The sequence below is a fragment of the Aquabacterium sp. genome (assembly GCF_041909175.1).
GTDB lineage: Bacteria > Pseudomonadota > Gammaproteobacteria > Burkholderiales > Burkholderiaceae_C > Aquabacterium.
In genome coordinates this window covers 307,878-332,268 of sequence record NZ_JAYRDZ010000005.1, presented here as the reverse complement: position 1 = coordinate 332,268, position 24,391 = coordinate 307,878, and the positions used below count along the sequence as shown (strand labels likewise).

Below are 24,391 nucleotides of genomic sequence, written 5' to 3'. Positions count from 1 at the left end.
GCATGCTGACGATGACCAAGTGCTCCAAGTGCGGCGGCCACTTCGTGAGCCACCCGCATGAAATCTCGCGCCACTATGTCTGTGGCCTGTGCAACCCGCCGGCTCGCGCCGGCAAGGGCAAGGCTTCCGGTGGCTTGCAAATGCATTGAGCGCACGGGAAACACGGCAAAGCGTTAAGACCTCACGGGAAATTCGGTCAGTCGTTCAAGGCATCCCGTTCAGTTGTCGATATAGAGGTCGGACGCTTTGCAAGTGAAACGTCCTTGCTTGTCTCCTCCTTACAGCACAACACCCTGTGCTTTCACGGGCCCCAATCGGGCCCGTTTTTTATGTGACGCAAAAAATGCGGGGGTTCACCCCTTGTTTGGCGTTTAGAAAAAGTCGCGATGGCCGAATATGAGAACAGGCCATAAGGCCAATCTGCCTTTCGTATCGACCTGACCCACCACCACCATGTTTGTCATCATCGGTTACGTCGTCGCCCTCGGGTGCATCTTCGGCGCGTACATCATCCACGGCGGGAACATGGCTGTGATCATTCACGCCATCCCAACTGAAATGATGGCCATCGGGGGCGGCGCGATCGGCGCGTTCATCGTGAACAACCAGCCCAAGACCCTGAAAGCCGTGCTCCACAATCTGGGGCCGCTGTTCAAAGGCTCGAAATACACGAAGGCTCGTTACATGGAAATGATGGCCATGCTCTACGAGATCCTTCAAAAGGTCCGCAAGGAAGGTCTGATGTCCATCGAAAAGGACGTCGAAGACCCCCACAACTCGGCACTGTTCAAGAAGTACCCCACCGTCGGCAGCGATCACCACGTGATCGAGTTTGTGACGGACTACCTCCGCATGATGGTGTCCGGCAACCTGAATGCCCACGAGATTGAAACCCTCATGGACAATGAAATCGACACGCACCACCACGAAGAGCACCAAGCCGTGGCGGCGGTGGCCCGACTGGCCGGCGCCCTGCCCGCCTTCGGTATCGTGGCCGCCGTGCTGGGTGTGGTGAACACCATGGGGTCGGTGGGCCAACCCCCTGCCGTGCTGGGGGGCATGATCGGCTCAGCGCTGGTGGGTACCTTCCTGGGTATTTTGCTGGCGTACGGGGTGGTGGAACCACTGGGCGGCCTGATGGAGCAAAAGCAGGACGAGGCCACCAAGGAGTTGCAGGTGGTCAAGACGGTCTTGCTGGCCAGCATGCAGGGCTACGCCCCACAAGTGGCCATCGAATTCGGCCGCAAGGTGCTGTATTCGACAGAAAAGCCGTCGTTCGCCGAGCTGGAAGCCCACGTCAAGGGCAAGAAGTAAGCAAGCCTTGAAACCCGGAGCACGCCACCATGGCCGGTGATTCGAAAAAAGTCCAGCCGATCATCATCAAGCGCATCAAGAAAGGTGGGCACGCTGCCCACGGTGGTGCGTGGAAGATCGCCTATGCGGACTTCGTGACCGCCATGATGGCCTTTTTCCTGCTGATGTGGCTGCTGGGCTCCACCACCGAGGGTGACCGCAAGGGCATTGCCGACTACTTCAACAGCCCCTTGAAAGTGGCCTTCTTTGGTGGCTCGGGCGCAGGCGATGCATCGTCCATTCTCAAGGGTGGCGGCAACAACCTGGCTGAAAGCACGGGCCAGATGAAAAAAGGCGCCACCACAGAATCCGTCCAGGAGCGTGCCCGCAAACGAGCGATCCGAGCCGAGCAGGCAGCCGCCGAAGCCGAGCGACTCAAGGTACTCAAGAACAAGGTTGAAGAGGTGGTCGCCAACGATCCACGGCTGGCCAAATACAAGTCTCAGATCAGGCTGGACATGACGGCCGAGGGCCTGCGCATCCAGATCGTCGATGACCAGAACCGCCCGATGTTCGACAGTGGCAATGCCGAGGTCAAAGGATATATGTACGACATCCTGCAGGCCATTGGCGCGGTGTTGTCCGTCGTGCCGAACCACCTGACCATCGAGGGGCACACCGATGCCATGCCGTTTGTCGGTGGCGAGCGTGGCTACAGCAACTGGGAGTTGTCAGCGGACCGAGCCAACGCCTCACGCCGCGTGCTGATATCAGGCGGCTTACCCCCGGACAAGGTGCTGAGGGTCCAGGGCCTGGCGTCGAGTGTGCCGTACGAGCGAGGTGATCCGATGAGCCCCCTCAACCGGCGCATCAGCATCATCGTGATGAACCGACAGTCCGAAGACAGGATGTTTAATGCCGCGGAGGTGGAGGACGACGAGCCCGCACCTGGCGAGGCCCAAACACCGCCACAACCGGTGACGTCGCTCCCCAGCCCGATAAAGCCCTTAAGCCCGCCCTCAGAACGCCGATAAGTAGATGACGCGAAATTCCGAGGCCTGAAAAAACCGCCTCACCCGATTGAATCAAGGACACGCCCATGAGCAATCCCACCGACCTGAAATTTCTGATCGTTGACGACTTCTCGACGATGCGGCGCATCGTTCGCGGGCTGCTCAAAGAAATCGGCTACAACAATGCCGACGAAGCCGAAGACGGCGCTGTCGCCTTGAACATGTTGAAGAACAACAAGTTCGACTTTGTGGTCAGCGACATCAACATGCCGAACATGAATGGCTTCGAGTTGCTCAAGGCCATCAAGGCGGATGACACGCTCAAGCACCTGCCCGTGCTGATGGTGACGGCCGAAGCCCGCAAGGAAGACATCGTGCTGGCCGCCCAGACCGGTGCTGCCGGCTACATCGTCAAACCCTTCACGAAGGCCACGCTGGAAGAGAAGGTCCAAAAGATCATGCAAAAACTCACGGCATCGGCCTGACTGGGGAGCGACAGATGAAAGTGGATCTGCCAGAAAACATGAGCATGCCGGCTGCATCGCCGGAGATTTTTCAGCAATTGGGCACCCTGACTCGCCAACTGCACGACACCCTGAACATGCTGGGTGTGTTGCCGGGTCTGAAAAACAACGTTGATAACCTGCCGGATGCCCGCAGCCGACTGAACTACATCGCGACCAAAACCGCCGATGCAGCGGAAAGGGTGCTCAATCTGGTCGACACGGCCAAGGCCGATCAGGAGCACATTGCGACCGAGACACGCAAGCTCGCAGAACTGATCACGGCAGACCCCGTCAAGGCGGTGGCCACCGGCGCCGTCTACAACTTTGTGCAGGATGTCGAAACGGTGACCCGTCGTGTGGATGGTCACCTGACCGACATCATGATGGCCCAAGACTTCCATGACCTCACGGGCCAGGTCGTGGCCAAGGTGGTCAAGCTGGCCAATGACCTCGAGAGCCAACTGGTCAAGCTGCTGGTGCAGGCTGCACCGCTAGATCAGGCTCAAAAGGTGGAAGCGGTGCTGACCAGCCACCCGCAGGCAGCTGCAGCAGCCGTGGTGGCCGACCCCGACCACCCTACGCTGGAAGGCCCGGTCGTGTCCCACGAAGGGCGCACCGACGTGGTCGCCAACCAGAGCGAAGTGGACGACCTCCTCGCCAGCCTGGGCTTCTAAGCGCCCGCCGCGATGGCATCGCGCACGGCAGCCACCTGCCGCCGCGACACAACCAGCCATTCTCCTGTGGGGCGAACCTGGACTGCCCAGGTCTCGCCCCCTTCTTCATCGTCCGCCCGGCGCGCCAAAGCCATCATGGCCGACCTGGCCACCAGCGCATTGCGGTGCACACGGACAAACGACGCGCCCAGTTGTTGCTCCAGTTCACTGAGCGACTGGTCCAGCACATGGCTGTGTGTTGCCGTGCGCAGCGTCACGTATTTCAGTTCCGCTTTCAGGTACAGGATGTCATCGGCCGGGATGCGCAGCACCTTGCCGCGGTCATGTACGACCACCACTGACTCACCGCGCACCGCCGTACCGGCATCTGCCGAAGTACGTCCTTCACCACGCACTTTGCAACGCGTCAGTGCCGCCTCCAGTCGCTCCAGCCGAACCGGCTTGGTGAGGTAATCCTTGGCCTCGACCTCAAAAGCGCGGAGTGCATGCTCGACATGGGCCGTGACAAACACGATGGCCGGGACCCTGGGCATCTGCCGGATGCGCTCGGCCAGACGCATGCCATCTGCCCCAGGCATCTGGATGTCGAGCAGCAGCACATCCACATCCACGCCTTGCGGCTGAGACAACAGGGTCATGGCCTGGGCAGCATCGCCTGCTTCGGCCACCACTGAATTGGGCACCCTGGCCTGGGCCAGCAAGGTCTTGAGCCGCAGACGGGCCAGCGGCTCGTCATCGACAATCATGATGCGCAGCCGTTCCGTCACAGCAGACTCCCGGCTGATTTCAGCGGCACCGTCAGCCGAACCACATACACAGCAGACCGCCCCCCATCGGCACTGCGCTGAAGCCCTGCAGAGAAACTGGCGTCCAGATCGTGCATCAACTGCAGGCGCTGCTTGACGTTGCGCAGCGCGATGCCATGGCCAGCAGTCGCACCAACAGGCAGGTTGGGCACCGAGTTGGAGATGGTGACCACCGCCTGTCCGCCCTTGACCAAGGTTGACACCCGCAACCAGCCCCCCTTCGGGTCCGACTCAATGCCGTGCTTCACGGCATTTTCGACCAGGGGCTGCAGGATCAGCGCAGGAACCTCGGCTTCGCCAGCTGCATCGTCCAACGCCCAATGCACTGTCAGACGGGATCCAAAACGCAACTGCTCGATGCTCAGATAGCGTCGCGCCAGGTCAATTTCGTCGGCCAGTCTGACACGGGCATGGGGCGAAGTCAGCGCCTGACGGAACAGTTCGGCCAGGTCTTCCAGCACGGCCTCAGCGCGCTGGGGCTCAATCTGCACCAACGCGATCGCGGTATTCAGGGTATTGAACAGAAAGTGGGGGCGAATGCGCGCCTGCAACTCAGCCAGGCGCGCCTGGGTCTGCGCCGGCATCTCGGAACGCCAGCGCAAGCGCAGCCACCCCATGGTCAGCACGGCCATGGCCCCGCCGCTGAGCAGGCACGGCACCCAGTCCCACCAGTGAAAAACCCGTCCGCCCAGCCACCAATCGATCATCGACGACTGAGCCTGTCCATAGAGCCCCGCCAGCATGCCCAGCAGCACACCCAGGATCCACTGCGCAGCCAGCCGCAGGCGATCGAACACGGGACGCAGTGAGCAGGTCAGAACCAGCCAGAGCAAGGCAGCAGGCAAGGCCGCCGTCCAGGCATTGAGGCTGCGCATCAGCCATGACTGGGGCCCTGTGGCCTCGTGTGAGGCCGCCAGGGCCACGACCACGAGCACGCCCATCGCCACCCGCAGCACCACCCCGACATGGCAGACATCAAAAGGAGAGCGCATACCCACGGATGGGCGACGGCTGACCTTCGAACGGGCCGCCGATGGCTGGTCAAAACCGGTCGCAGCCCACATCGTGGGCGCTTTCAATTCATCCGGCGCACTATCCTGGTCTGGCATGGGTGAAGGGGGATCTTTACAATCGAGGGTTCGAACATTCTCGCCCAAGCACGCTGCGTCATGAGCACCAATCAACTCGACAAGAAGTCCCAGGCCTGGTCGGCCCTCTTTTCCGAACCCATGAGCGAGCTGGTCAAGCGCTATACCGCCAGCGTGTTTTTCGACAAGCGCTTGTGGAAAGCCGACATCCAGGGCTCACTCGCCCATGCCGACATGCTGCAGGCGCAAGGCCTGATCTCGGCTGCCGACCTAGAAGCCATCCAGAAAGGCATGGCTCAAATCACCGCGGAAATTGAAGCGGGCAGCTTCGAGTGGAAGCTCGACCTCGAAGACGTGCACCTCAACATCGAGGCTCGCCTGACCCAACTGGTGGGCGATGCTGGCAAGCGCCTGCATACCGGCCGTTCGCGCAACGACCAGGTTGCCACCGACGTGCGCCTGTGGCTGCGCGGCGAAATCGACGAAATCGGCGTGCTGCTGATCGAGTTGCAAAAAGCCCTGGTGGACGTGGCCGAGCAAAACACCGACACCATCCTGCCCGGTTTCACCCACCTGCAAGTAGCCCAGCCCGTGGCCTTTGGCCACCACCTGCTGGCTTACGTGGAAATGTTTGCCCGCGACGCCGAACGCATGATCGACTTGCGCAAGCGCGTGAACCGCCTGCCGCTGGGTTCGGCCGCACTGGCCGGCACCAGCTACCCGCTGGACCGCGAGCGCGTCGCCCGCACACTGGGCTTCGAGGCCGTCAGCCAGAACAGCCTGGACGGCGTATCTGACCGGGACTTCGCCATCGAGTTCACCGCCGCCGCATCGCTCTTGATGGTGCACGTCTCACGTCTGAGCGAAGAACTGATCCTGTGGATGAGCCAATCGTTCGCCTTCATCGACCTGGCTGACCGCTTCTGCACCGGCTCGTCGATCATGCCGCAGAAGAAGAACCCTGACGTGCCTGAACTGGCGCGCGGCAAGACCGGCCGCGTGGTCGGCCACCTGATGGGCCTGATCACCCTGATGAAGGGCCAGCCCCTGGCCTACAACAAGGACAACCAGGAAGACAAGGAACCCTTGTTCGACACGGTCGATACCCTGAAGGACACGCTGCGCATCTTCGCCGAAATGGCCGCCGGCATCACCGTCAAGCCTGAAGCCATGGAGCGCGCTGCCAAGAAGGGCTACGCCACCGCGACCGACCTGGCCGACTACCTGGTCAAGAAGGGTCTGCCTTTCCGTGATGCCCACGAGGTTGTCGCCCACGCCGTGAAGGATGCCATTGCTGCGGGTGTCGACCTGTCCGAGCTGCCACTGGACAAGCTGAAGGCCTACAACCCCGCCATTGAGCAGGACGTGTATGACGTACTGAGCCTGCGCGGCTCGCTCAACGCCCGCAACATCCTGGGTGGCACCGCCCCAGAGCAGGTGCGTGCGCAGGTCGCTCGTCACCGTACACGCCTGGGCTGATTCCACCCAGTGAACTCTGGCCGGCTTCTTGCGCTAGCGCAACGACAAGCCGGCCGGGGGCGCGTAGCCTTCGGTCTCCCCTAGGAGACTGAGCACATGGCACGCCTTGAATGGTCCGATGCGCTGGCACTTGACCTGCCGCTGATGGACGACACCCACCGCGAATTTGTCGATCTGCTGGCAGCCTGTGAGGCGGCCCCGACCGACATCGCCCTCTTCGAAGCCCTGATCGACCACACCGACGATCACTTTGGTCGCGAGGACCGCTGGATGGCCGAAACCGGCTTTGCGTCTGGCAACTGCCACGCCACCCAGCACGCGGTCGTGCTCAAGGTGCTGCGTGAAGGCCTGACCCGTGCCCGCGCAGGTGATCTGGAGCCGATGCAGCAAATGGTGATCGAGCTGGCACCCTGGTTCAGCAACCATGCCCAGTCGATGGATGCTTCTCTCGCCCTGCACCTGCGCTCGGTCGGCTATGACCCGGAAAGCGGTCAGGTGCTCTCACCGGACGCGCTGCCCCAACAAGCCATCAGTGGCTGTGGTGGTGCCTGCTCGGACAGCGCCAGCAAAGACGCCAGCAGCAACTGCGAGACCCCTGCGGCGGCCTGAGTCCGCCCTTCACCCCCTTAGCGGGGTGACATTCGAAGCGGGCATGTCTTCAGTCGATGCCCGCATGTGCGGCCAACGGGTCCGCACCGTCTGCTCGATACCGGCAGCGTCCAGGCCACAGAGGCTCATCAGCTTGACGGGATCGCCATGTTCAACGAACTGGTCCGGCAAGCCCATGATGGCCACCGGCACACTGACGCCGGCATCCAGCAAGGCCTCGGCCACGGCAGAACCCGCCCCACCCATGCGGCAGCCCTCTTCGATCGTGACAATGGCGTCGTGGGTACGCGCCACCTCCAGCAGCAGTTCGGTGTCCAGCGGCTTGACGAACCGCATGTTGACAACCGTCGCATCGAGCTTGTCGCCGGCCACCAGCGCGGCATGCAACACCGTACCGAAAGCCAGGATGGCCACACGGGCGCCCGCAGCAGCCTGGGTGTGTCGACGTACTTCGCCCTTGCCCCAGGGCATGGGCTCGAGGCTGGGGTCGACCGCCACCCCCGCACCAGCACCACGCGGGTAGCGCACACAAACTGGGTGCTGCTGCGCAAAAGCGGCACTCAGGGCCTGACGGCACTCGTTCTCATCAGCCGGGGTCAGCATGCTCATGTTCGGGATGCAGCGAACGAAGGCAATGTCATATGCCCCGGCATGCGTGGCGCCATCGGCCCCCACCAGACCGGCACGGTCCAGCGCAAACACCACCGGCAGGTTCTGCAGCGCCACGTCATGCACCAGTTGGTCATAGCCGCGCTGCAGGAAGGTCGAATAGATCGCCACCACCGGCTTCAAACCCTCGCACGCCAGCCCACCTGCGAAGGTAACGGCGTGCTGCTCGGCGATTCCGACGTCGAAATACCGACCGGGGTACTTCTGGTGGAACTCGACCATGCCAGAGCCCTCGCGCATGGCAGGGGTGATGCCCACCAGACGCGCGTCATGGGCAGCCATGTCACACAACCACTGGCCGAACACCTGGGTGAATGTCGGCTTGGGCGGGACCGCTGCTGGCGCCTTCACCAGCCCCACGGCCGGGTCAAACTTGCCTGGCCCGTGGTAGGCAATCGGGTCCGCCTCGGCCAGCTTGTAGCCATAGCCCTTCTTGGTGACCACGTGCAGGAACTGCGGACCACCTCGATCCCGCATGTTTTCCAAGGTCGGGATCAGCGAGTCCAGATCATGCCCGTCGATGGGGCCCACGTAATTGAAACCGAACTCCTCGAAGATCGTGGCTGGCACGATCATGCCCTTGGCGTGTTCTTCCAGGCGCTTGGCCAGCTCGAACAAAGGCGGTGCGTTGCGCAACACCTGTTTGGCACCCTCGCGGGCTGCTGCATAGAAACGCCCAGACATCAACCGTGCGAGGTGTCGATTAAGTGCCCCCACAGGCGGTGAAATCGACATGTCGTTGTCGTTGAGCACCACCAGCAAATCGGCCTGCTTGCCGTGGTGGGGCACGCCCCCGTTGTTCATGGCTTCGAAGACCATGCCAGCCGTCATCGCCCCATCACCGATGATGGCGACCGCCTTGCGTGACTCGCCCCGCAGTTGCGAGGCCAGCGCCATGCCCAGCGCGGCCGAGATCGAGGTTGAGGAGTGCGCCGTGCCAAAGGTGTCGTATTCGCTTTCGTCGCGACGGGGAAAACCACTCAGCCCACCCAGCTGACGCAAGCTCGGCATGCGGTCGCGCCGCCCCGTCAGAATCTTGTGCGGATAGGTCTGATGCCCCACATCCCAGACCAGCCGGTCTTCGGGGGTGTTGAACACATAGTGCAAGGCAATGGTGAGCTCGACCGTGCCCAGGTTCGACGACAGGTGCCCACCCGTGCGGGCCACGCTCTGCAGCAGGTACTCACGCAGCTCCACTGCCAGTTGCTTGAGCTCGTGACGCGACAGGCGGCGCAGGTCGGCCGGGGTGTCGATCCGATTCAACAAGGGGTAAGTCATGGCTGCGTCCTCTCAGGGGCCTCTTGTCTGAAGATATTCAATGATCGCGGTTGACGATGCGATGGGCCAGGGCCACCAGCGGCTGGCAACGCGCTGCCGGCAAACCACTGCCGGCCAGCGCTTCCAGGGCCTGCGCCAACAGGGCATCCGCTTCGCTGCGGGCCTGTTCCAGCCCCAGCAGGGACACATAGGTCGGCTTGTTCGCATCGGCATCCTTGCCGGCGGTCTTGCCCAGGGTGTCCGACGGTTGCGTGGCATCCAGGATGTCATCAACCACCTGGAAGGCCAAACCCATGGCCTCGCCATAGGCAGTCAATGCTGCCCATACCGGGCTGCTGTCCTGCACGCCACCACAGGCGGCCCCCATCTGCACACTGGCGCGCAGCAAGGCACCGGTTTTGCGATGGTGCATGTCCCGCAAGGTCTGCTCGTCCAGTGACTGACCGACACTGGCCAGATCGATGGCCTGGCCACCAGCCATGCCCGACTGGCCCGACGCGCGCGCCAGCAAACGACACAGCCGAGCCTGTACGCCGGGCTCGACTTGTTCGGAGCCCACCACACCATCCGGGGTCAGCACTTCGAAGGCCAAGGCCTGCATGGCATCACCGGCCAGCATGGCTTGCGCCTCACCAAAACGGATATGGACAGTCGGCTTGCCACGACGCAGCACGTCGTTGTCCATGCAGGGCATGTCGTCATGCACCAGCGAATAAGCATGGATGAGCTCGACCGCGCAGGCCGCCCGCATCGCGGCATCCACACCGCCCGTCGAGGCGGATGCATCCACGGCCTCGGCGGCAGCTTGTACCAGCAGGGCACGCAGGCGCTTGCCACCGTCCAGCACCGCATAGCGCATGGCATCGCCCAGCCCTGCCGGCGCATTGGCCGGCACCCAGGCATCCAGCGCCTGCTCGACCCGATCAAGAACGCCAGCAGACCAGCGCCCGAAAAACTCTGAATTCATGCACCATCCCAGGGCTTGATCTGCCCGTCTTCCAACACCTTGACCTGGGCTTCCACCGCTTCCAGGCGGCCACGGCAGAACTGCAGCAACTGCGCGCCGCGCTGGTAACTGCTCAGCAACTCATCCAGCGGCAATTGTCCGGACTCCATGCGGCTGACCAGCTGCTCGAGTTCAGCCTGAGCGGCTTCGAAAGTAGCCGGCAAAGGAGCCTCATCCTTGGCGGGTGTGGATGGCGATGATTTGGCCATGGGCGAAACAGCCTCCTGGGGCAGGTCAAAGGGCAAACGCGTATTCTATTTCCTCCCCTGCCACTCGGCCATCTCTGCCTTATACAAACCGGGCGTCAAACCGACCGAAATCCGACATGCGAAAAGGGGACCGGATTGACGGGTCTCAACCCCTTGACTACGGTCGGGGGTAGAATCCCAGGTTCCCCATTTCACGGCCACCTGCTTGGGCGGCACACCACGTCTGACATCTTCCATTCAGGCGAATGGGGTATCTTTGGCCCCCCGGCACTGTTTCCGGGGATTTCCTGAACCTCGGTGACCATTCATTTTGAACACCGAGGGGGTTGACATTGGTTTTTGGAGATCCTGGGGATCATGTCTGACCTGAGTCCTGCGCTCAATGCTCTTCACCGCAGCCGCACGCAGCTGCCTGTTTCCGTCTACTTTGACGAGTCTCTGTACAAGGAGGAGCAAGAACGCATCTTTCAGTCCGGTCCTCGCTACCTTGGACATGCCGTGAGCGTGCCCGAGGTAGGCGATTACTACGCACTGCCTCAGGAAAACGAAGGCCGGGTGCTCGTACGCACGCCCCAGGGCATCCAACTGCTCTCCAACGTCTGCCGCCACCGTCAGGCCATCATGCTCAAGGGCCGTGGCAACACGAAGCACAACATCGTCTGCCCACTGCACCGCTGGACCTACAGCCATCAGGGTGAACTGATCGGTGCCCCGCACTTCGACCATGACCCCTGCCTGAACCTCAACAACTACAAGGTTCGGAACTGGAACGGCATGCTGTTCGAGGACAACGGCCGCGACATTGCCGCCGATCTGGCCGGCATCGACGCCCGTTTCAAACCGGGTGGCGACCTGGACTTCTCCGGTTACGTGCTCGACCACGTCGAAATGCACGAGTGCAACTACAACTGGAAGACGTTCATCGAGGTGTACCTCGAGGACTACCATGTAGGGCCCTTCCACCCCGGCCTGGGCAATTTCGTCACCTGTGACGACCTGCGCTGGGACATGGCTCAGGAATACTCCGTGCAAACGGTGGGTGTCGCCTCGACCTTCGACAAGCCGGGCTCCGACATCTACAAGAAGTGGCGCGAAGTGCTGCTGAAGTACCGTGGCGGTGAAAAGCCCAGCCAGGGCGCCGTCTGGCTGACCTACTACCCGACCATGATGGTCGAGTGGTATCCGCACGTGCTGGTGGTGTCGAACATGCACCCCATCGGGCCGCAGAAAACCCTCAACACGGTGGAGTTCTACTACCCTGAAGAGATTGTGGCCTTCGAGCGTGAATTCATCGAAGCCCAACGCGCGGCCTACATGGAAACCTGCATCGAGGACGACGAGATCGGCGAACGCATGGACGCTGGCCGCAAGGCCCTGATGATGCGTGGTGAAAACGAAGTAGGCCCGTACCAGAGCCCGATGGAAGACGGCATGCAGCACTTCCACGAGTGGTACCGCCGAACCATGAACTTCAAGGACTGATACCATTTCCGTTGAAGTTCCATCGAAGCCGCCTTCGGGCGGCTTTTTCATGATCATGAAGCCACGCGTCTCCCCTTATCTGCAGATGGTGCTGGCCACCGTGCTGTTTGCTGCCATGGGGGTCTGCGTCAAGTTCGCTTCCCGCGACTTCGGCACGGCCGCCGTGGTATCGGCCCGCGGTGCCGTGGGCGCCATCATCATGATCCTGATCGCCCGCGCCGCTGGCACTCCCTTGCACACCAAGGTCCCGATGCTGCATGTCAAGCGCGGGTTGGCTGGCGTCACGGCGCTGTCGATGTGGTTTTACGCGCTGAGCCAGTTGCCCCTGGCCACGTCGGTCACGCTCAACTACATGTCCTCCGTGTGGATGGCCGTATTCCTGCTGATGCAGTCGGCGTTTCTGGGTGGAAAGCGGGTCGATCCCCGCATCGTGCTGGCCATTGCCGTGGGGTTCGCGGGCGTGGCCCTGGTCCTGCACCCCACCTTGGCCAAAGACCAGATCGGCGCAGGCCTGATCGGGCTCGCATCAGGCATGCTGTCTGCCACGGCCTACCTGCAGGTCACGGCACTGGGCAAGGCTGGCGAACCTGAAGTACGGGTGGTGTTCTACTTCTCGCTGATGGGCGCTGCTCTGGGTGCACTGACCTGGCTGATTCCCGGGCAAGGCAACCCCACCGACCTCGCCCACATCCCCATGCACGCCTGGCTGGCCCTGCTGGGTGTAGGCACGTTTGCGACCATCGCCCAACTGCTGATGACCCGTGCCTATGGCCAGGGCAATACCCTGGTCGTGGCCAACCTGCAGTACCTGGGCATCGTGCATGCAGGCTTGCTCGGCACCTTGCTGTTTGAAGAAAACCTGCACTGGGACGGCCTGCTCGGCATGGCACTCATCATCGCTTCAGGGATGGCATCCACGCGCCTGAAGTCGGCCACACCCGCCCCCGCCAAGCCGGCGGACGACCAGCCCCGAACCGTGCCTCAGTGAGCCGGAGCCTGCTGGGTGGCGGGCTCATGTCCCGACTCGCCACCATGGCCATGGTCGTCTTCGATGAAGCTGACGATCGAAGCAATCATCACCAACCCTACAGCCAGCCAGAACAACTGGATCACTGTGTCCCGCCAACTGAGGCGCTTTTGCAGTTGGGGGATGAGGTCAGCCACAGCCACATAGACAAAGCTGCTGGCCGCAATCACCATCATGTAAGGCAGGTACGCCTGCCACGGTGTGATCAGCACATAGCCCAGCACGCCCCCCACCACGGCAGAAAGCCCCGAGATCGCGTTGTAGACCAGGGCGCGTGTGCGTGAGAAACCCGCATTGATCAGCACGATGTAATCGCCCACCTCCTGCGGAATCTCGTGGGCGATGATGGCCAGCGAGGTCACCAGCCCTACCTGCGGGTCGGCCAGGAAGGAGGCTGCGATCAACACGCCATCGCAGAAATTGTGGATGCTGTCGCCGACCAGCACACTCCAGCCACCCCGCCCGGCCTGATCTGCGTCATAACCAGGATGATGATGATGGTCATCGTGCTCATGGTGGTGACCATGTCGATACAGCTCGGCCTTTTCCAGCAGGAAGAAAAACATCAGGCCGACCAGCAGTGTCAGGAACAGGCTGGCGGGTGAGGCCCCATGCGACTCAAACGCCTCGGGCAGCACATGCAGCAGGGCCGTGCCCAACAGCACACCGGTAGACAGGCTAACCAGATGACGGACGATCAAGCCGAGCAAGGGTGCGGACAAGGCTGCTGCCAACACGACCGACGCAACACCACCCAGCAAAGTGGCCAAAACGATATAGAACAAGGTCATCTTTTGATCTTAGCAACGCTGTCAAGCTTGAGCTTGAGCAAGAGTCATGCGCGAACCGTCACCCAAAAGGCGGACAATCACGGCTATGAATGCACGTACCGCTGACAAGCCCGCCGCCCCCCTGAACCTGCAGGGCAGCCGTCACCCCGAACTCCTCGCCGCCATCGACATGGGCTCCAACAGCTTCCGGCTTGAAATTGCCGAGCTGAGCAAGGGCCGCTACAAGCGGGTGGACTATCTCAAGGAAACCGTGCGCCTGGGTGCCGGCCTCGACAGCGAAGGCATGCTGACCGAAGAAGCCACACAGCGCGGCCTGACCTGCCTGTCGCGTTTTGCCCAGCGGCTCAAAGGCTTTGCATCCTGGCAGGTTCGTGCCGTGGCCACCCAGACCCTGCGTGAAGCCAAAAACCGCAACGCCTTTCTCGCGCGCGCCAATCAGGTGCTGGGGCACCAGATTGAAGTGATCTCCGGCCGCGAAGAAGCGCGGCTGATCTACCAGGGCGTAGCCCGACTGCAACCGAGCGATCTGCCTCGGCTGGTCATCGATATCGGCGGGCGCTCCACCGAGATGATCCTCGGGCACCGCCGCACCTCCACGACCACCGAATCATTCGGCGTGGGCAGCGTCAGCTTGTCGCTGCGCCACTTTGGAGACGGACAATTCACGGCTGAAGCCTTCCGGGCCGCCCAGATTGCAGCCGGCGCCGAACTGGAAGAAGCCTTGACACCCTTTGCCAGCTGCAACTGGCAGGAAGCCCTTGGCTCCTCCGGCACAGTGGGTGCCGTTGCCCAGATCCTGCAAGCCAATGGCATCACCGATGGCAGCATCACCCCCGAGGGGCTGCGCTGGTGCATCGAGCAGTGCATTCGGGCCGGATCGGTGGATGCACTCGAATTGCCTGGCCTGAAACCAGACCGCAAAGCCGTGCTGGGTGGCGGCCTGTCCATTCTCTATACCCTGGCCATGCATTTCGACATCGAATCGCTGAAGCCAGCCAAGGGTGCACTGCGTCAGGGCGTCATTTTCGACCTGGAAGAGCGCATCGAATCCGCACGCAGCCACCGCCATCACGATCAGCGCGACACCTCCGTGCGGGAATTGCAAGCGCGCTTTCACGTTGACACCGCCCACGCAGACCGTGTCCGCCAGCGCGCATTGGAGCTGTGGAGCGGCCTCAAGGCGTCCAGTCGCCAGGGAGATGCAACGGTGACGTCAGAGCCAGCACGTGAGCTTGGCTGGGCCAGCGCCCTCCACGAAATGGGCATGATGGTGTCGCACCACGACCACCATCGCCACAGCGCCTACCTGCTGGGTCATGTCGATGCATCGGGCTTCTCGCAATCTCAGTTGCGCAAGCTGTCGACCCTGGTTCTGGGGCAGCGCGGCGACCTCGGCAAACTGGCCACCCATCAGGATGACCCCAGCCTGATGGACCAGGTACTGTGCCTGCGCCTGTCCATCATCCTCCACCATGCGCGCACGCCCTTGCCCACCCGATTGGCCACCCTGTCATCCAGCCGAGGCAAGACGGTACTGAGCGTGCCGGCCCCCTGGGCCAAACTTCACCCCCGGACCATGCACCTGCTGGAAGAGGAAGCAGCGCGTTGGGCGCAGCAAAGTGCACGCCCACTGAGCATTCAGGAAATCAAGGCTTGAGCGGAGGCAAGGCCTTGCGGTAAACGGGGCCCCACATTGGGTGCCCTGCTTCTGCCTTGGTCAGCTCAAAGCGAGGGTCTGCCGCACGCGCGGCCTTGAACTCGGCCCGGCACATCGACACCCGCTTGCTCGTGCAGTAAATGAAGGCCAGGTGCTTGTGCACATTGGCTTGGTCACCGGCAGCCGGCAAGCCCGCCTGCAAGGCATTCTTGAGGTGCTGCTCCGCTTGCGGATACTGCCCGTCCTGATAGGCCTTCAGCCCTGCATTCAAGGCGACTTCAGCTGGCGACAGCGGTGCCGCAACAGGTGCTGGCGGCGGCGTGACAGCAGCCGCAGCCGGGGTGCCCGGCGCTTTCTCACCAGCAGCACCGGGATGGGTTACAGGCGGTGCCACGCAACCGGCCAGCAAACCAGCCAGCAGGCCCATGACAGGCAGCAGACGGTTCAGGATCATGGGGAAACTCTCTCGTCAGAAGTGGTGTTCTACGCGGACGGCCTTGCCTGCCTTGACCACGATGGTCTTGCGCCAGGCGGGGGCATCCCCGTTGCGGATCGTCAGCGTATGCTGCCCCTCGGGCAGACTGAGTTGCGTCATCGGTGGCGTCACACCCAGAGAGCGCTTGCCCTCATAGACCTCACCCCAAGGCGTGATGGCCAGCCTGACCACGCCCATGGCGACGGGTGCTGCCTGCTCGGCCGCTGCGGTCACATCGGAAGCAGCAAGTTGTGCCGAGGCAGCAGCCGCCACAGCGCTGGCTGCTGCGGCTTCCGCACTGGCCGTCGCCACCACAGTCGGCACCTCGACAGCACTGGCCGCAGGGACATCGGCCTTGGCTGGCTGAGCCACCACCGGCACATCGACAGACGATGCCGCCACCGCCACGGCTGGCGTGGACTGGCGACCTTGCCAAGCCCACCAACCACCCGCCATCACGGCGACCACACCCAGCCCTGCTGCGGCCACCAACCCCTTGCGCCACAGGCCACCAGAACTGGCCAAGGCCATCTCGTCCTGCTCCAGCAGCCATTCGCGCAACTCCTTGGACAGCACACGCGCAGAACGCGTCCGCTGCTCCACATCGCGCGCCATGGCTCTGGCTGCAATCTCGGCCAGCGCCTTGGGTACTTCCGGGTTGACCTCGCTCGCCAAAGGCACGTCACGACGCAGCACCGCATCAGCGATGTCTTCCAGGTTGTCACCTGAAAAGGCCCGGTTGCCAGTCAGCAACTCATACAGCACGACACCAAGGGCGTACACATCCACCCGTCGGTCGACGGGCAAACACTGCACCTGCTCCGGCGCCATGTAGTAGGGCGAACCACCGATCATTTCCTGGAACCGGCTCTGCTCGTCATCGCGGTTCAGGGATTCGGCACGGCGAATGCGCGCAATGCCGAAATCAAGCACGCGGGGTTGGGTGCGGCCCACCATGAAAATGTTGGCGGGCTTGATGTCACGGTGAATCACGCCCTTGTGGTGGGCATAGGACAAGGCATCCGCCACGCGACGCACGATGAGTGCCGCCTGCGCCGGCGTCGGGCGCCAGCCCTGGGCCAACAACTGCCGCAGGTCCTTGCCGCGCAACATCTCCATGGCGATATAGGTACCGTGGGCACTGGTGCCCGCGTCGTACATCGTCACGATGTGCGGATGGTTCAGGCTGCCGGCGGCCTTCGCCTCGTTCAGGAAGAGCGCATTGAACTGTTCGCGGTCCTCTTCGGGGAGGTCCACATTCAATGTCTTGATGGCGATCAGCCGGGACAGCAGCGGATCGTGGGCGGCGTACACCGTTCCCAGGCCACCCTCACCAATCTTGTACTTCAGCGCATACCGACCAATGTGCCCGATGCTGGGCAACTGATCGGGACGCAGCTTGGCAGGGTCGATCCGATCGGACTCTGGCAAAGGCCTTGTCAACGCGACGGTATCCGGATCGTCGGCAGCCGCCAGCTCGACCTCATCTTCCATCGGTCGGGTCACAGCATGATTCGGATCGGAAATCGACACGTTAGCAGTCCACTCTCCGCTGGCGCCCCTCAACGCGAGCCGGCGCGCGCAGCCTTTACTTCGTCAGGCCTGAAGCCTGGAGCCAGATGATCCAGCACGCCGTTCACATATTTGTGACCGTCTGTGCCACCGAAACTTTTCGCCAACTCTACGGCCTCATTGATGGCAACTTTATAGGGCACATCAAAACAATGTGCCAATTCGTAAGCGCCGATCCACAACACCGCATGTTCAACGGGAGACAACTCACCCACCGGCCGATCCAGGAACTTCACCAGTTCGGCGTCCAGCACCGCACCCTGTGCGATGCATCCATGCAACAGTGCATCGTAATGAGCGCGATCCGCTTTGGCGAAATCTTCCATTTCACGGATATGCGCATCGACCTCACCGGCATCCCGGGTATTGAGTTGCCACTCGTACAAACCTTGCAGCGCCAACTCGCGGGCACGACGCCGTGCCGACTTCGCGCGGTCACGACCATGCGCAGGAGCGCCCTTGCGGGCAGGTTTCTCAGCAGGAACAGCAGCACCCGACTCCACATCGGCTTTGGGGGATTCAGGCAACTTGCTCACAGCAGATCATCCAGCAGGTTGGCCATTTCCACGGCGACACGGGCGGCTTCGCGGCTCTTTTCTTCGACACGGGCATCAGCTTGAGCCTGGTTTTCAACCGTCAAAATCGCATTAGCCACCGGAATGTGGTGATCGAGACTGACGCGCGTCACACCCGCTCCACTTTCATTGGATACCAACTCGAAATGGTAGGTTTCTCCGCGGATGATGCAACCCAGCGCCACCAAGGCGTCGTAACGCTCGCTGTCAGCCATGCCTTGCAAGGCCACAGGGACTTCCAGCGCCCCGGGCACGGTCACATGCTCGATGTGCTTGCGCTCCACCCCCAGGGTCAGGAGCTCTTCAATGCACAACTCAGCCATCCGGCTGGTCAGTTCATGATTGAAGCGAGCCTGGACGATTCCGACGCGGAGATCGCGTCCGTCTAGTCGGGCAGATTGCCCTTTGTCAGCGCCTTGCATGTTCAATGATCCTCAAAAGAACGAAGTGATTTGAAATAAAGAGCACCCCCGCTCTCAGCGCGGGAGAGATTGCCCATCAGCCGTCAGGAAGCCGGTCACTTCCAGGGCATAGCCCATCATGCTGGGCATGCGCAGCTGGTTGCCCATCAGGCGCATGCGGTTGATGCCCAAGGTGCGCAGGATCTGTGCACCCACACCGTACGTCCGCAAGTCAACGGGCGGACGCGGTGCGACCTCCTGGGCCTGGGGCAGCAGGCGGTCCATCAGGCGGTCCGGCTCATCGCCCACATTGAGCAGCACGATGGCACCGCGGCCCGTTTCGCGCACAGTGGCCAGCGCCTTGGGCAAGGCCCACGAGTGGCTGCGCGCCCCGGAATCCAGCCAATCCAGCACGGACAGCGGTTCGTGCACACGCACCAGAACCTCGTCAGTCGGGCCCCATTCACCCAGTGTCAGAGCCAGGTGCAGCGCCCCGGTTCGGTCGCGGAAGACGGTGGAGTTGAATGCCCCTTCGGGCGTCTGCATCTCGCGCGAACCCAGACGCTGGATGAGCGTCTCGTTGCGACTGCGGTATTCGATCAGATCAGCGATGGTGCCGATCTTCAGGCCATGTTCCTGCGCAAACACTTCCAGATCCGGCAGACGGGCCATGGTGCCATCGTCTTTCATGATCTCGCAGATCACGGCACTGGGGGTCAGACCCGCCATGCCGGCCAGATCACAACCCGCTTCGGTGTGACCAGCACGCATCAGCACGCCACCATCTTGCGCTTGCAGCGGGAAAATGTGCCCAGGCTGAACCAGATCTGCCGGTTTGGCGTGGCGCGCGACCGCGGCCTGCACGGTGCGGGCACGGTCAGCGGCAGAAATCCCGGTGGTCACACCTTCAGCGGCCTCGATGGACACGGTGAAAGCCGTGCCATGCTTGGTGCCGTTGCGCGTGGCCATGGGCGGCAATTGCAAGCGCTCGCAATGTTCGCGCGTCAGCGTCAGGCAGATCAGACCACGGCCGAACTTGGCCATGAAATTGATGGCTTCTGGCGTGACATGGTCAGACGCCAGAACGAGATCACCCTCGTTTTCGCGGTCTTCTTCATCCACCAGGATGACCATGCGACCAGCAGCGAGTTCGGCAATCAGTTCGGGAATGGGTGAGATGGGCATCCCGCCATTGTAGAGGGCGCGCCAGGGTGTCGCGGGAAAACACCCACGAGCCCCGCCCTCACCTGTGACTTTTCCGCGGGATCAGGCCGGCAATTCACCGTTGGACGACAGCATCCGCTCGACATAACGCGCGATCAGATCCACTTCGAGGTTGACCGGTGAACCCGCCTTCAACTGGCCCAACGCCGTGTTCTCGATGGTGTGGGGAATCAGGTTGATGCTGAACTCGGCCTCGCCCTTGTCGAGATCAACCACCTTGTTGACCGTCAGGCTGACCCCATTGACCGTGATCGACCCCTTGTAGGCCAGGAAGCGAGCCAGCGATTGCGGCGCCACAATGCACAACTCCCAGGACTCACCGACCGGCTCGAAACGACGCACCTGACCCACGCCGTCCACGTGCCCCGTCACGATGTGACCACCCAGACGGTCATGCGAACGCAGTGCCTTTTCCAGATTCACCTTGCCCAGCCCATCCAACCCTGCCGTGCGCGCAAGGCTTTCGGCCGACACATCGATCGTGAAACGGCCAGCGGGCACGTCAAAACTGGTCACGGTCATGCAGGCGCCATTGATGGCAATGCTGTCACCCAGGCCCACATCGTCCAGATAGCCCGCAGGAGACTGGATCGTGAGGCGGCGCCCATGGCCCGCGCCTTCACCCAGGGGTTGCGATTCGAGGATCTGGCCAGTGCCAGTGATGATGCCGGTGAACATGTCTTGTTTCCAGATTGCAAAAAATCAACAAAAATCAGCCCGCCCGGCAGGGCGCGCGATGATCCGCACATCCTGCCCGATCTGGCAGACCTCGTGAAATACCCAGGTGGGCGCGTCGGACAGTTGGGCCAGTGGCGGCAAGGCAGCCATGCCTCGCCCAGGGCCGATCAACTTGGGCGCAAGGTACACCAGCCCCTCGTCAACCCAGTTGCCCTGGATCAGAGCCGCATTCAGCCGCGCACCGGCCTCGACATGCAGCTCATTGACGCCCTTGCGCGCCAGGTCTGACAAAACCTGCGCCAGATCCACCTGGCCAGACGCCTGTGCGGCGACCGGCACGAGCTCTGCACCCGCCGCCTTCAAGGCCGACATGCGGGCCGATGCCGCCGCATCGCCTTCAGCTGGCGCGACACCGTATATGAGGACCTTGCGTTCAGCTTGACGCAGCAGTTTGGCCGAGGCTGGCGTCCGCCAGCGGGAATCCAGCACGACACACCAGGGCTGGCGCGCCACGCTGACCTCGCGCACATCCAGACCCGGGTCATCATCGAGCACCGTTCCGATGCCCGTCATCACGGCCGTGGCGCGCGCACGCCACGCATGGCCATCGGCCCTGGCCGCAGCACCGGTGATCCATTGGCTCTCGCCATTGTCGAGCGCCGTGCGGCCATCCAGCGACGCGGCCATCTTCACGCGAACCCACGGCCGGTGTCGCACCACCCGTGACAGGAACCCGATATTCAGCTCTTTGGCCGCCACAGCAACCGGATCGTCGGTGGACAACACGTCCACTGATACGCCTGCAGCACGCAAACGGGCCACACCCTGCCCTGCCACCAGGGGATTGGGGTCCGCCATGGCCACGACCACCCGCGCCACACCGGCCGCCACCAAGGCATCTGCGCACGGCGGCGTGCGCCCGAAATGGGAACAGGGCTCCAGGGTCACATAAGCGGTGCAGCCCTGGGTGGGCACATGGTGCGAGGTGGCATCGCGCAAGGCCATGACCTCGGCATGCGGGCCGCCCGCTTCTTGTGTGTGTCCCTGGGCAAGGATCTGACCGTCAGGGGCCACCAGCACACACCCGACCCTGGGGTTGGGGTCTGACAAGCCAACCGCGCGATGAGCCAACTCCAAGGCAGATGAAAGGTGAATGACGTCAACTTGCATGATGAATCACAACGATTTGGACACCATTTTGATACATGGCGACCGCTTGTCGGGTCAATCAGACCGCTCGTCGCATACCAATGGCACCTACGAAGGTCCCCCATGCAAAATTCCAGCATGAACAGTTATCCGTTACTCCGTCGCCAAATCAGTCAAGGTGGATTCACATTGATTGAACTGCTGATGACCATGGTTGTCCTAGTCGTCTTGCTGGCGATTGGCGCACCACAGTTACAAATATTCTTGGTAAAGCGCACGGCCGTCGTTCAGGCCGAATCACTCGCACACGCGTTGCGTGTCGCCAGATCAGAAGCTATCAAGCGGGGTCAGAAGGTCACCATCTGCAACTCAGCTAACCCGGAAGGTGCTACCAAAACCTGCGCAACGACCAGTACCGACTGGTCTAGTGGCTGGCTGGTCTTTGTTGACACCGGCACGAACGCCAAAGCTTTTGACAGTGGAGAAACGCTGCTGGCTGTCCAAGCTGCGTTCACCAACAGTGGCGGACTGACGCTCTCCAGCAGTAAACCAGCCATAACTTTTGCACCCAATGGCCTCGCTATTGGCGATAACGCCAGCTTCAGATCAAAGCCCAACCTCAGTGGCACTGCAGCAGATGCCGCGAAACTTAATCGTTGCGTCAAGCTGGCCATTTCTGGTCGGGTCAAGATCGAAGAAGGAACCTGTTCCTGAACATGATGACCGATACACGTCAACCCCAACATCGACATCAGCAGGTCGGCGCGACGCTCATTGAAGTGCTGGTCTCCATCCTGCTGATGGCCTTGGGCATTCTCGCTATGGCCGCCATGCAGGCCAACGCTGTTCAATACGGAAAAACCAGTGAAATGCGCTCACTGGCCACGCTGCTAGCTAATGACTTGGCCGACCGCATGCGAGCCAATCATCCGGAGGGGCAAGCCATGAGTGCGTACAACATCACAGGCACCTACTCAGCGCCAACCAGCATGCCAACCGATGCCTCCACCAGTTGTGAAGGCAAGACCATCACTTGCACCTATGCACAGATGGCCGCGTATGACCTCGCAGAATGGAAAAAACAGCTGTATCGCCATCTGCCTCAGGGTACAGCGTATGTCCGCGCCGTCAGCAACCAGGTTGATATCTGGATCGTTTGGACTGACCCTGCAGCAGCAGTTGATCTAACTGCCGACTCCTGCCCAACCGACTATGCGGCAAGCGGGACAGTGCGTTGCATGTACTTCCGGGTAGCCCTATGAAACGACAAGCAAATCGCAACGCACGTTCTGGCCTACTGACGCGAAGCAGCACCCAGTCGGGGATTTCACTCGTCGAGATGCTGGTGTCCATGGTTGTCGGCCTAGTGGTCGTCGGAGCCGGCTTGGCCATGTATGTCAGCTCCGGCTTTGCCAGCAAAGGCAGCACGGCATTATCACAAATGACCGAAGACGCCAGCATTGCCTTGTCCCTACTTCGTAGCCAAGTTGCCATGGCAGGCTACAGCAATCCGACCGGCATCAACTCGGACGGTCTGCTCACAAAGAACTATACAGGCATCGCCATATTTGGCTGCGATGGTGGCCCCACCGCAGCCACCGCCAACGGAGGACTAGCCAGCATGGTCTGCAATGGTGGAGCCGCAGCAGACTCCATCGTCACCCTCTACGAGGCAGATACCAGTAACACGGTAGCAACATCTTCGGGGGCACCGACTGATTGCCTGGGTTCTGGGTTGACTGCTTCTGGTGGTTACTATTTGGCTGAAAATCGATTTTTCGTGAGCAACAACACGCTGTCGTGCCTAGGCAATGGCAACACCACATCGCAGCCCTTAGTCGATAACGTGGTGGACATGCAAATCACCTATGGCGTCGCTGATACCACCACTGTTGGCAGCACCACCGTCACAGGAGGGGTTGCCAAACGCTATATGAGCGCCACGGACATCATCGACACGGCCTCAGTCGCACCCACCACAGCAGCAAAGTGGGGGCAAGTGACATCTGTCCGTATATGTATCGTCGTACGCAGCGAAGACCAAATACTTGATTCGGCAGCCAGTTACTACAACTGCGCAGGCACCGCTACCACTCCTGCCGACAAACGCTTGTATCGCGCGTTCACGACGACCGTGACGCTGCAGAACAGAATTTGACCGCCCGTCATACACACCATGCGTTTCTTGACTTCATCAAAACGACCTGTCCTTCCGCACCGGCACGAACAAGGCGTTGTGCTGGTCGTGGTGCTCATCATGCTGGTTGTCATCGGCCTCGTGTCAGCCGCAGCCATGCGAGGCGCCATGAGTGCTGACATGATCAGCAACAACGCCCGCATCGAAAACCTGGCAAAACAGGCTGCGCAAATCGGCCTGCGTTACTGCGAAGAAGAGATCGTCAAAGACACCCCCGCGATCACCATCTATGCAGCGCCAACGAGCGGCTCGGCCGCTTGGACCACTTTCTCCAACTGGTTCGGCACCACGGGAGTCAAGGCCACTACCGTGCCCGCCAGCTACATGCAATCAACGGACAGCGCCTTCACCCCCGCCACACGCCCACAGTGCTTGGCGGAATACAGCGCGGTCAACGCCAACATCGTGATCATCACAGCACGCGGGTTCAGCCCGGACTTTTCAGCTGCTACAGACGGTAGTACAGCGACAGGCTCCGTGGTCTGGTTCCAGTCATTTGTGTCCCTGCAATCCATTTGAGCCGACAGGACAGG

General features: G+C 61.7%; 27 protein-coding genes. 14 read left to right on the top strand and 13 right to left on the bottom strand.

All coding sequences use genetic code 11. From position 1 onward, the window contains the following. The 5 genes from ACE3PH_RS09965 to ACE3PH_RS09945 form a co-directional block, all read left to right on the top strand. Positions 1-149, top strand: a 149-nt coding sequence (locus tag ACE3PH_RS09965) for a FlhC family transcriptional regulator (protein WP_374316199.1), incomplete at its 5' end; no start/stop codon positions are given. Positions 150-453: 304 nt separating this feature from the next. Further along, complete coding sequence (motA, locus tag ACE3PH_RS09960) at positions 454-1,314, top strand: flagellar motor stator protein MotA (RefSeq protein WP_374318414.1); 861 nt, start codon at positions 454-456, stop codon at positions 1,312-1,314. 29 nt (positions 1,315-1,343) lie between these two features. Continuing rightward, positions 1,344-2,327 carry a flagellar motor protein MotB gene (motB, locus tag ACE3PH_RS09955; RefSeq protein WP_374318413.1) on the top strand — a complete coding sequence of 328 codons (984 nt, stop codon included), beginning with the start codon at positions 1,344-1,346 and terminating at the stop codon, positions 2,325-2,327. A gap of 65 nt (positions 2,328-2,392) precedes the next feature. Continuing rightward, positions 2,393-2,791, top strand: a complete 399-nt coding sequence (gene cheY / locus ACE3PH_RS09950; RefSeq protein WP_374318411.1) for a chemotaxis response regulator CheY — start codon at positions 2,393-2,395, stop codon at positions 2,789-2,791. Positions 2,792-2,805: 14 nt separating this feature from the next. Next, a complete protein-coding gene (locus ACE3PH_RS09945) occupies positions 2,806-3,486 on the top strand; it encodes a protein phosphatase CheZ (protein WP_374318409.1) in 681 nt (226 codons plus the stop codon). On the opposite strand, the gene ACE3PH_RS09940 is transcribed toward ACE3PH_RS09945, so the two are convergent. After that, entirely contained in the window at positions 3,483-4,253 is a 771-nt protein-coding gene (locus ACE3PH_RS09940) for a LytR/AlgR family response regulator transcription factor (protein ID WP_374318407.1), read from the bottom strand. The two genes, ACE3PH_RS09945 and ACE3PH_RS09940, sit on opposite strands and share 4 nt — an antisense overlap. Continuing rightward, the gene (locus ACE3PH_RS09935) at positions 4,250-5,401 is read right to left on the bottom strand and encodes a sensor histidine kinase (protein ID WP_374318405.1); all 1,152 of its coding nucleotides are present in this window, start codon (positions 5,399-5,401) and stop codon (positions 4,250-4,252) included. The genes ACE3PH_RS09940 and ACE3PH_RS09935 overlap by 4 nt, the downstream gene beginning before the upstream one ends. A gap of 60 nt (positions 5,402-5,461) precedes the next feature. On the opposite strand from ACE3PH_RS09935, the gene argH reads away from it, so the two are divergent. After that, the gene (gene argH, locus ACE3PH_RS09930) at positions 5,462-6,859 is read left to right on the top strand and encodes an argininosuccinate lyase (RefSeq protein WP_374318403.1); all 1,398 of its coding nucleotides are present in this window, start codon (positions 5,462-5,464) and stop codon (positions 6,857-6,859) included. A 96-nt stretch (positions 6,860-6,955) separates the two neighbouring features. Then, entirely contained in the window at positions 6,956-7,468 is a 513-nt protein-coding gene (locus ACE3PH_RS09925) for a hemerythrin domain-containing protein (RefSeq protein ID WP_374318401.1), read from the top strand. A 9-nt stretch (positions 7,469-7,477) separates the two neighbouring features. Here ACE3PH_RS09925 and dxs read toward each other — a convergent pair whose 3' ends face one another. The 3 genes from dxs to ACE3PH_RS09910 are packed head-to-tail and all read right to left on the bottom strand — an operon-like array spanning position 7,478 to position 10,630. Beyond that, entirely contained in the window at positions 7,478-9,415 is a 1,938-nt protein-coding gene (dxs, locus tag ACE3PH_RS09920) for a 1-deoxy-D-xylulose-5-phosphate synthase (protein WP_374318398.1), read from the bottom strand. 37 nt (positions 9,416-9,452) lie between these two features. Then, the gene (locus ACE3PH_RS09915; protein ID WP_374318396.1) at positions 9,453-10,382 is read right to left on the bottom strand and encodes a polyprenyl synthetase family protein; all 930 of its coding nucleotides are present in this window, start codon (positions 10,380-10,382) and stop codon (positions 9,453-9,455) included. Then, positions 10,379-10,630 carry an exodeoxyribonuclease VII small subunit gene (locus tag ACE3PH_RS09910; protein WP_374318394.1) on the bottom strand — a complete coding sequence of 84 codons (252 nt, stop codon included), beginning with the start codon at positions 10,628-10,630 and terminating at the stop codon, positions 10,379-10,381. Before ACE3PH_RS09910 ends, ACE3PH_RS09915 begins: the two co-directional genes overlap by 4 nt. Before the next feature lie 357 nt (positions 10,631-10,987). On the opposite strand from ACE3PH_RS09910, the gene ACE3PH_RS09905 reads away from it, so the two are divergent. Both ACE3PH_RS09905 and ACE3PH_RS09900 read left to right on the top strand, forming a co-directional pair. Further along, a complete protein-coding gene (locus tag ACE3PH_RS09905) occupies positions 10,988-12,112 on the top strand; it encodes an aromatic ring-hydroxylating dioxygenase subunit alpha (RefSeq protein ID WP_374318392.1) in 1,125 nt (374 codons plus the stop codon). A 49-nt stretch (positions 12,113-12,161) separates the two neighbouring features. Next, the gene (locus ACE3PH_RS09900) at positions 12,162-13,100 is read left to right on the top strand and encodes a DMT family transporter (RefSeq protein ID WP_374318390.1); all 939 of its coding nucleotides are present in this window, start codon (positions 12,162-12,164) and stop codon (positions 13,098-13,100) included. Here the strand turns inward: ACE3PH_RS09900 and ACE3PH_RS09895 are convergent. Then, on the bottom strand, positions 13,094-13,930 hold the full coding sequence (locus ACE3PH_RS09895) for a ZIP family metal transporter (protein ID WP_374318389.1): 837 nt from the start codon (positions 13,928-13,930) through the stop codon (positions 13,094-13,096). The genes ACE3PH_RS09900 and ACE3PH_RS09895 overlap by 7 nt on opposite strands. Positions 13,931-14,015: 85 nt before the next feature. On the opposite strand from ACE3PH_RS09895, the gene ACE3PH_RS09890 reads away from it, so the two are divergent. Then, positions 14,016-15,587, top strand: coding sequence for an exopolyphosphatase (locus tag ACE3PH_RS09890; protein WP_374318387.1), 1,572 nt, complete (start codon positions 14,016-14,018; stop codon positions 15,585-15,587). On the opposite strand, the gene ACE3PH_RS09885 is transcribed toward ACE3PH_RS09890, so the two are convergent. From ACE3PH_RS09885 to ribD, 7 genes are all read right to left on the bottom strand, one after another. After that, positions 15,577-16,041 carry a TssQ family T6SS-associated lipoprotein gene (locus ACE3PH_RS09885; protein WP_374318385.1) on the bottom strand — a complete coding sequence of 155 codons (465 nt, stop codon included), beginning with the start codon at positions 16,039-16,041 and terminating at the stop codon, positions 15,577-15,579. The genes ACE3PH_RS09890 and ACE3PH_RS09885 overlap by 11 nt on opposite strands. A gap of 15 nt (positions 16,042-16,056) precedes the next feature. Then, positions 16,057-17,595 carry a serine/threonine-protein kinase gene (locus tag ACE3PH_RS09880; RefSeq protein WP_374318383.1) on the bottom strand — a complete coding sequence of 513 codons (1,539 nt, stop codon included), beginning with the start codon at positions 17,593-17,595 and terminating at the stop codon, positions 16,057-16,059. A 29-nt stretch (positions 17,596-17,624) separates the two neighbouring features. After that, positions 17,625-18,137, bottom strand: a complete 513-nt coding sequence (nusB, locus tag ACE3PH_RS09875) for a transcription antitermination factor NusB (RefSeq protein WP_374318442.1) — start codon at positions 18,135-18,137, stop codon at positions 17,625-17,627. 29 nt (positions 18,138-18,166) lie between these two features. Continuing rightward, entirely contained in the window at positions 18,167-18,631 is a 465-nt protein-coding gene (gene ribH / locus ACE3PH_RS09870; RefSeq protein WP_374318380.1) for a 6,7-dimethyl-8-ribityllumazine synthase, read from the bottom strand. Positions 18,632-18,685: 54 nt separating this feature from the next. Beyond that, a complete protein-coding gene (gene ribBA, locus ACE3PH_RS09865) occupies positions 18,686-19,795 on the bottom strand; it encodes a bifunctional 3,4-dihydroxy-2-butanone-4-phosphate synthase/GTP cyclohydrolase II (RefSeq protein WP_374318378.1) in 1,110 nt (369 codons plus the stop codon). An 81-nt stretch (positions 19,796-19,876) separates the two neighbouring features. Further along, positions 19,877-20,512, bottom strand: coding sequence for a riboflavin synthase (locus ACE3PH_RS09860; RefSeq protein WP_374318376.1), 636 nt, complete (start codon positions 20,510-20,512; stop codon positions 19,877-19,879). A 24-nt stretch (positions 20,513-20,536) separates the two neighbouring features. Next, entirely contained in the window at positions 20,537-21,682 is a 1,146-nt protein-coding gene (gene ribD / locus ACE3PH_RS09855) for a bifunctional diaminohydroxyphosphoribosylaminopyrimidine deaminase/5-amino-6-(5-phosphoribosylamino)uracil reductase RibD (RefSeq protein ID WP_374318374.1), read from the bottom strand. A gap of 102 nt (positions 21,683-21,784) precedes the next feature. On the opposite strand from ribD, the gene ACE3PH_RS09850 reads away from it, so the two are divergent. The 4 genes from ACE3PH_RS09850 to ACE3PH_RS09835 are packed head-to-tail and all read left to right on the top strand — an operon-like array spanning position 21,785 to position 24,377. Then, the gene (locus ACE3PH_RS09850) at positions 21,785-22,375 is read left to right on the top strand and encodes a GspH/FimT family pseudopilin (protein WP_374318372.1); all 591 of its coding nucleotides are present in this window, start codon (positions 21,785-21,787) and stop codon (positions 22,373-22,375) included. A gap of 2 nt (positions 22,376-22,377) precedes the next feature. Further along, the gene (gene pilV, locus ACE3PH_RS09845; protein WP_374318370.1) at positions 22,378-22,923 is read left to right on the top strand and encodes a type IV pilus modification protein PilV; all 546 of its coding nucleotides are present in this window, start codon (positions 22,378-22,380) and stop codon (positions 22,921-22,923) included. Further along, on the top strand, positions 22,920-23,819 hold the full coding sequence (locus ACE3PH_RS09840; RefSeq protein WP_374318368.1) for a PilW family protein: 900 nt from the start codon (positions 22,920-22,922) through the stop codon (positions 23,817-23,819). Before pilV ends, ACE3PH_RS09840 begins: the two co-directional genes overlap by 4 nt. An 18-nt stretch (positions 23,820-23,837) precedes the next feature. Then, complete coding sequence (locus ACE3PH_RS09835; RefSeq protein WP_374318366.1) at positions 23,838-24,377, top strand: PilX N-terminal domain-containing pilus assembly protein; 540 nt, start codon at positions 23,838-23,840, stop codon at positions 24,375-24,377. Positions 24,378-24,391 lie beyond the last annotated feature (14 nt).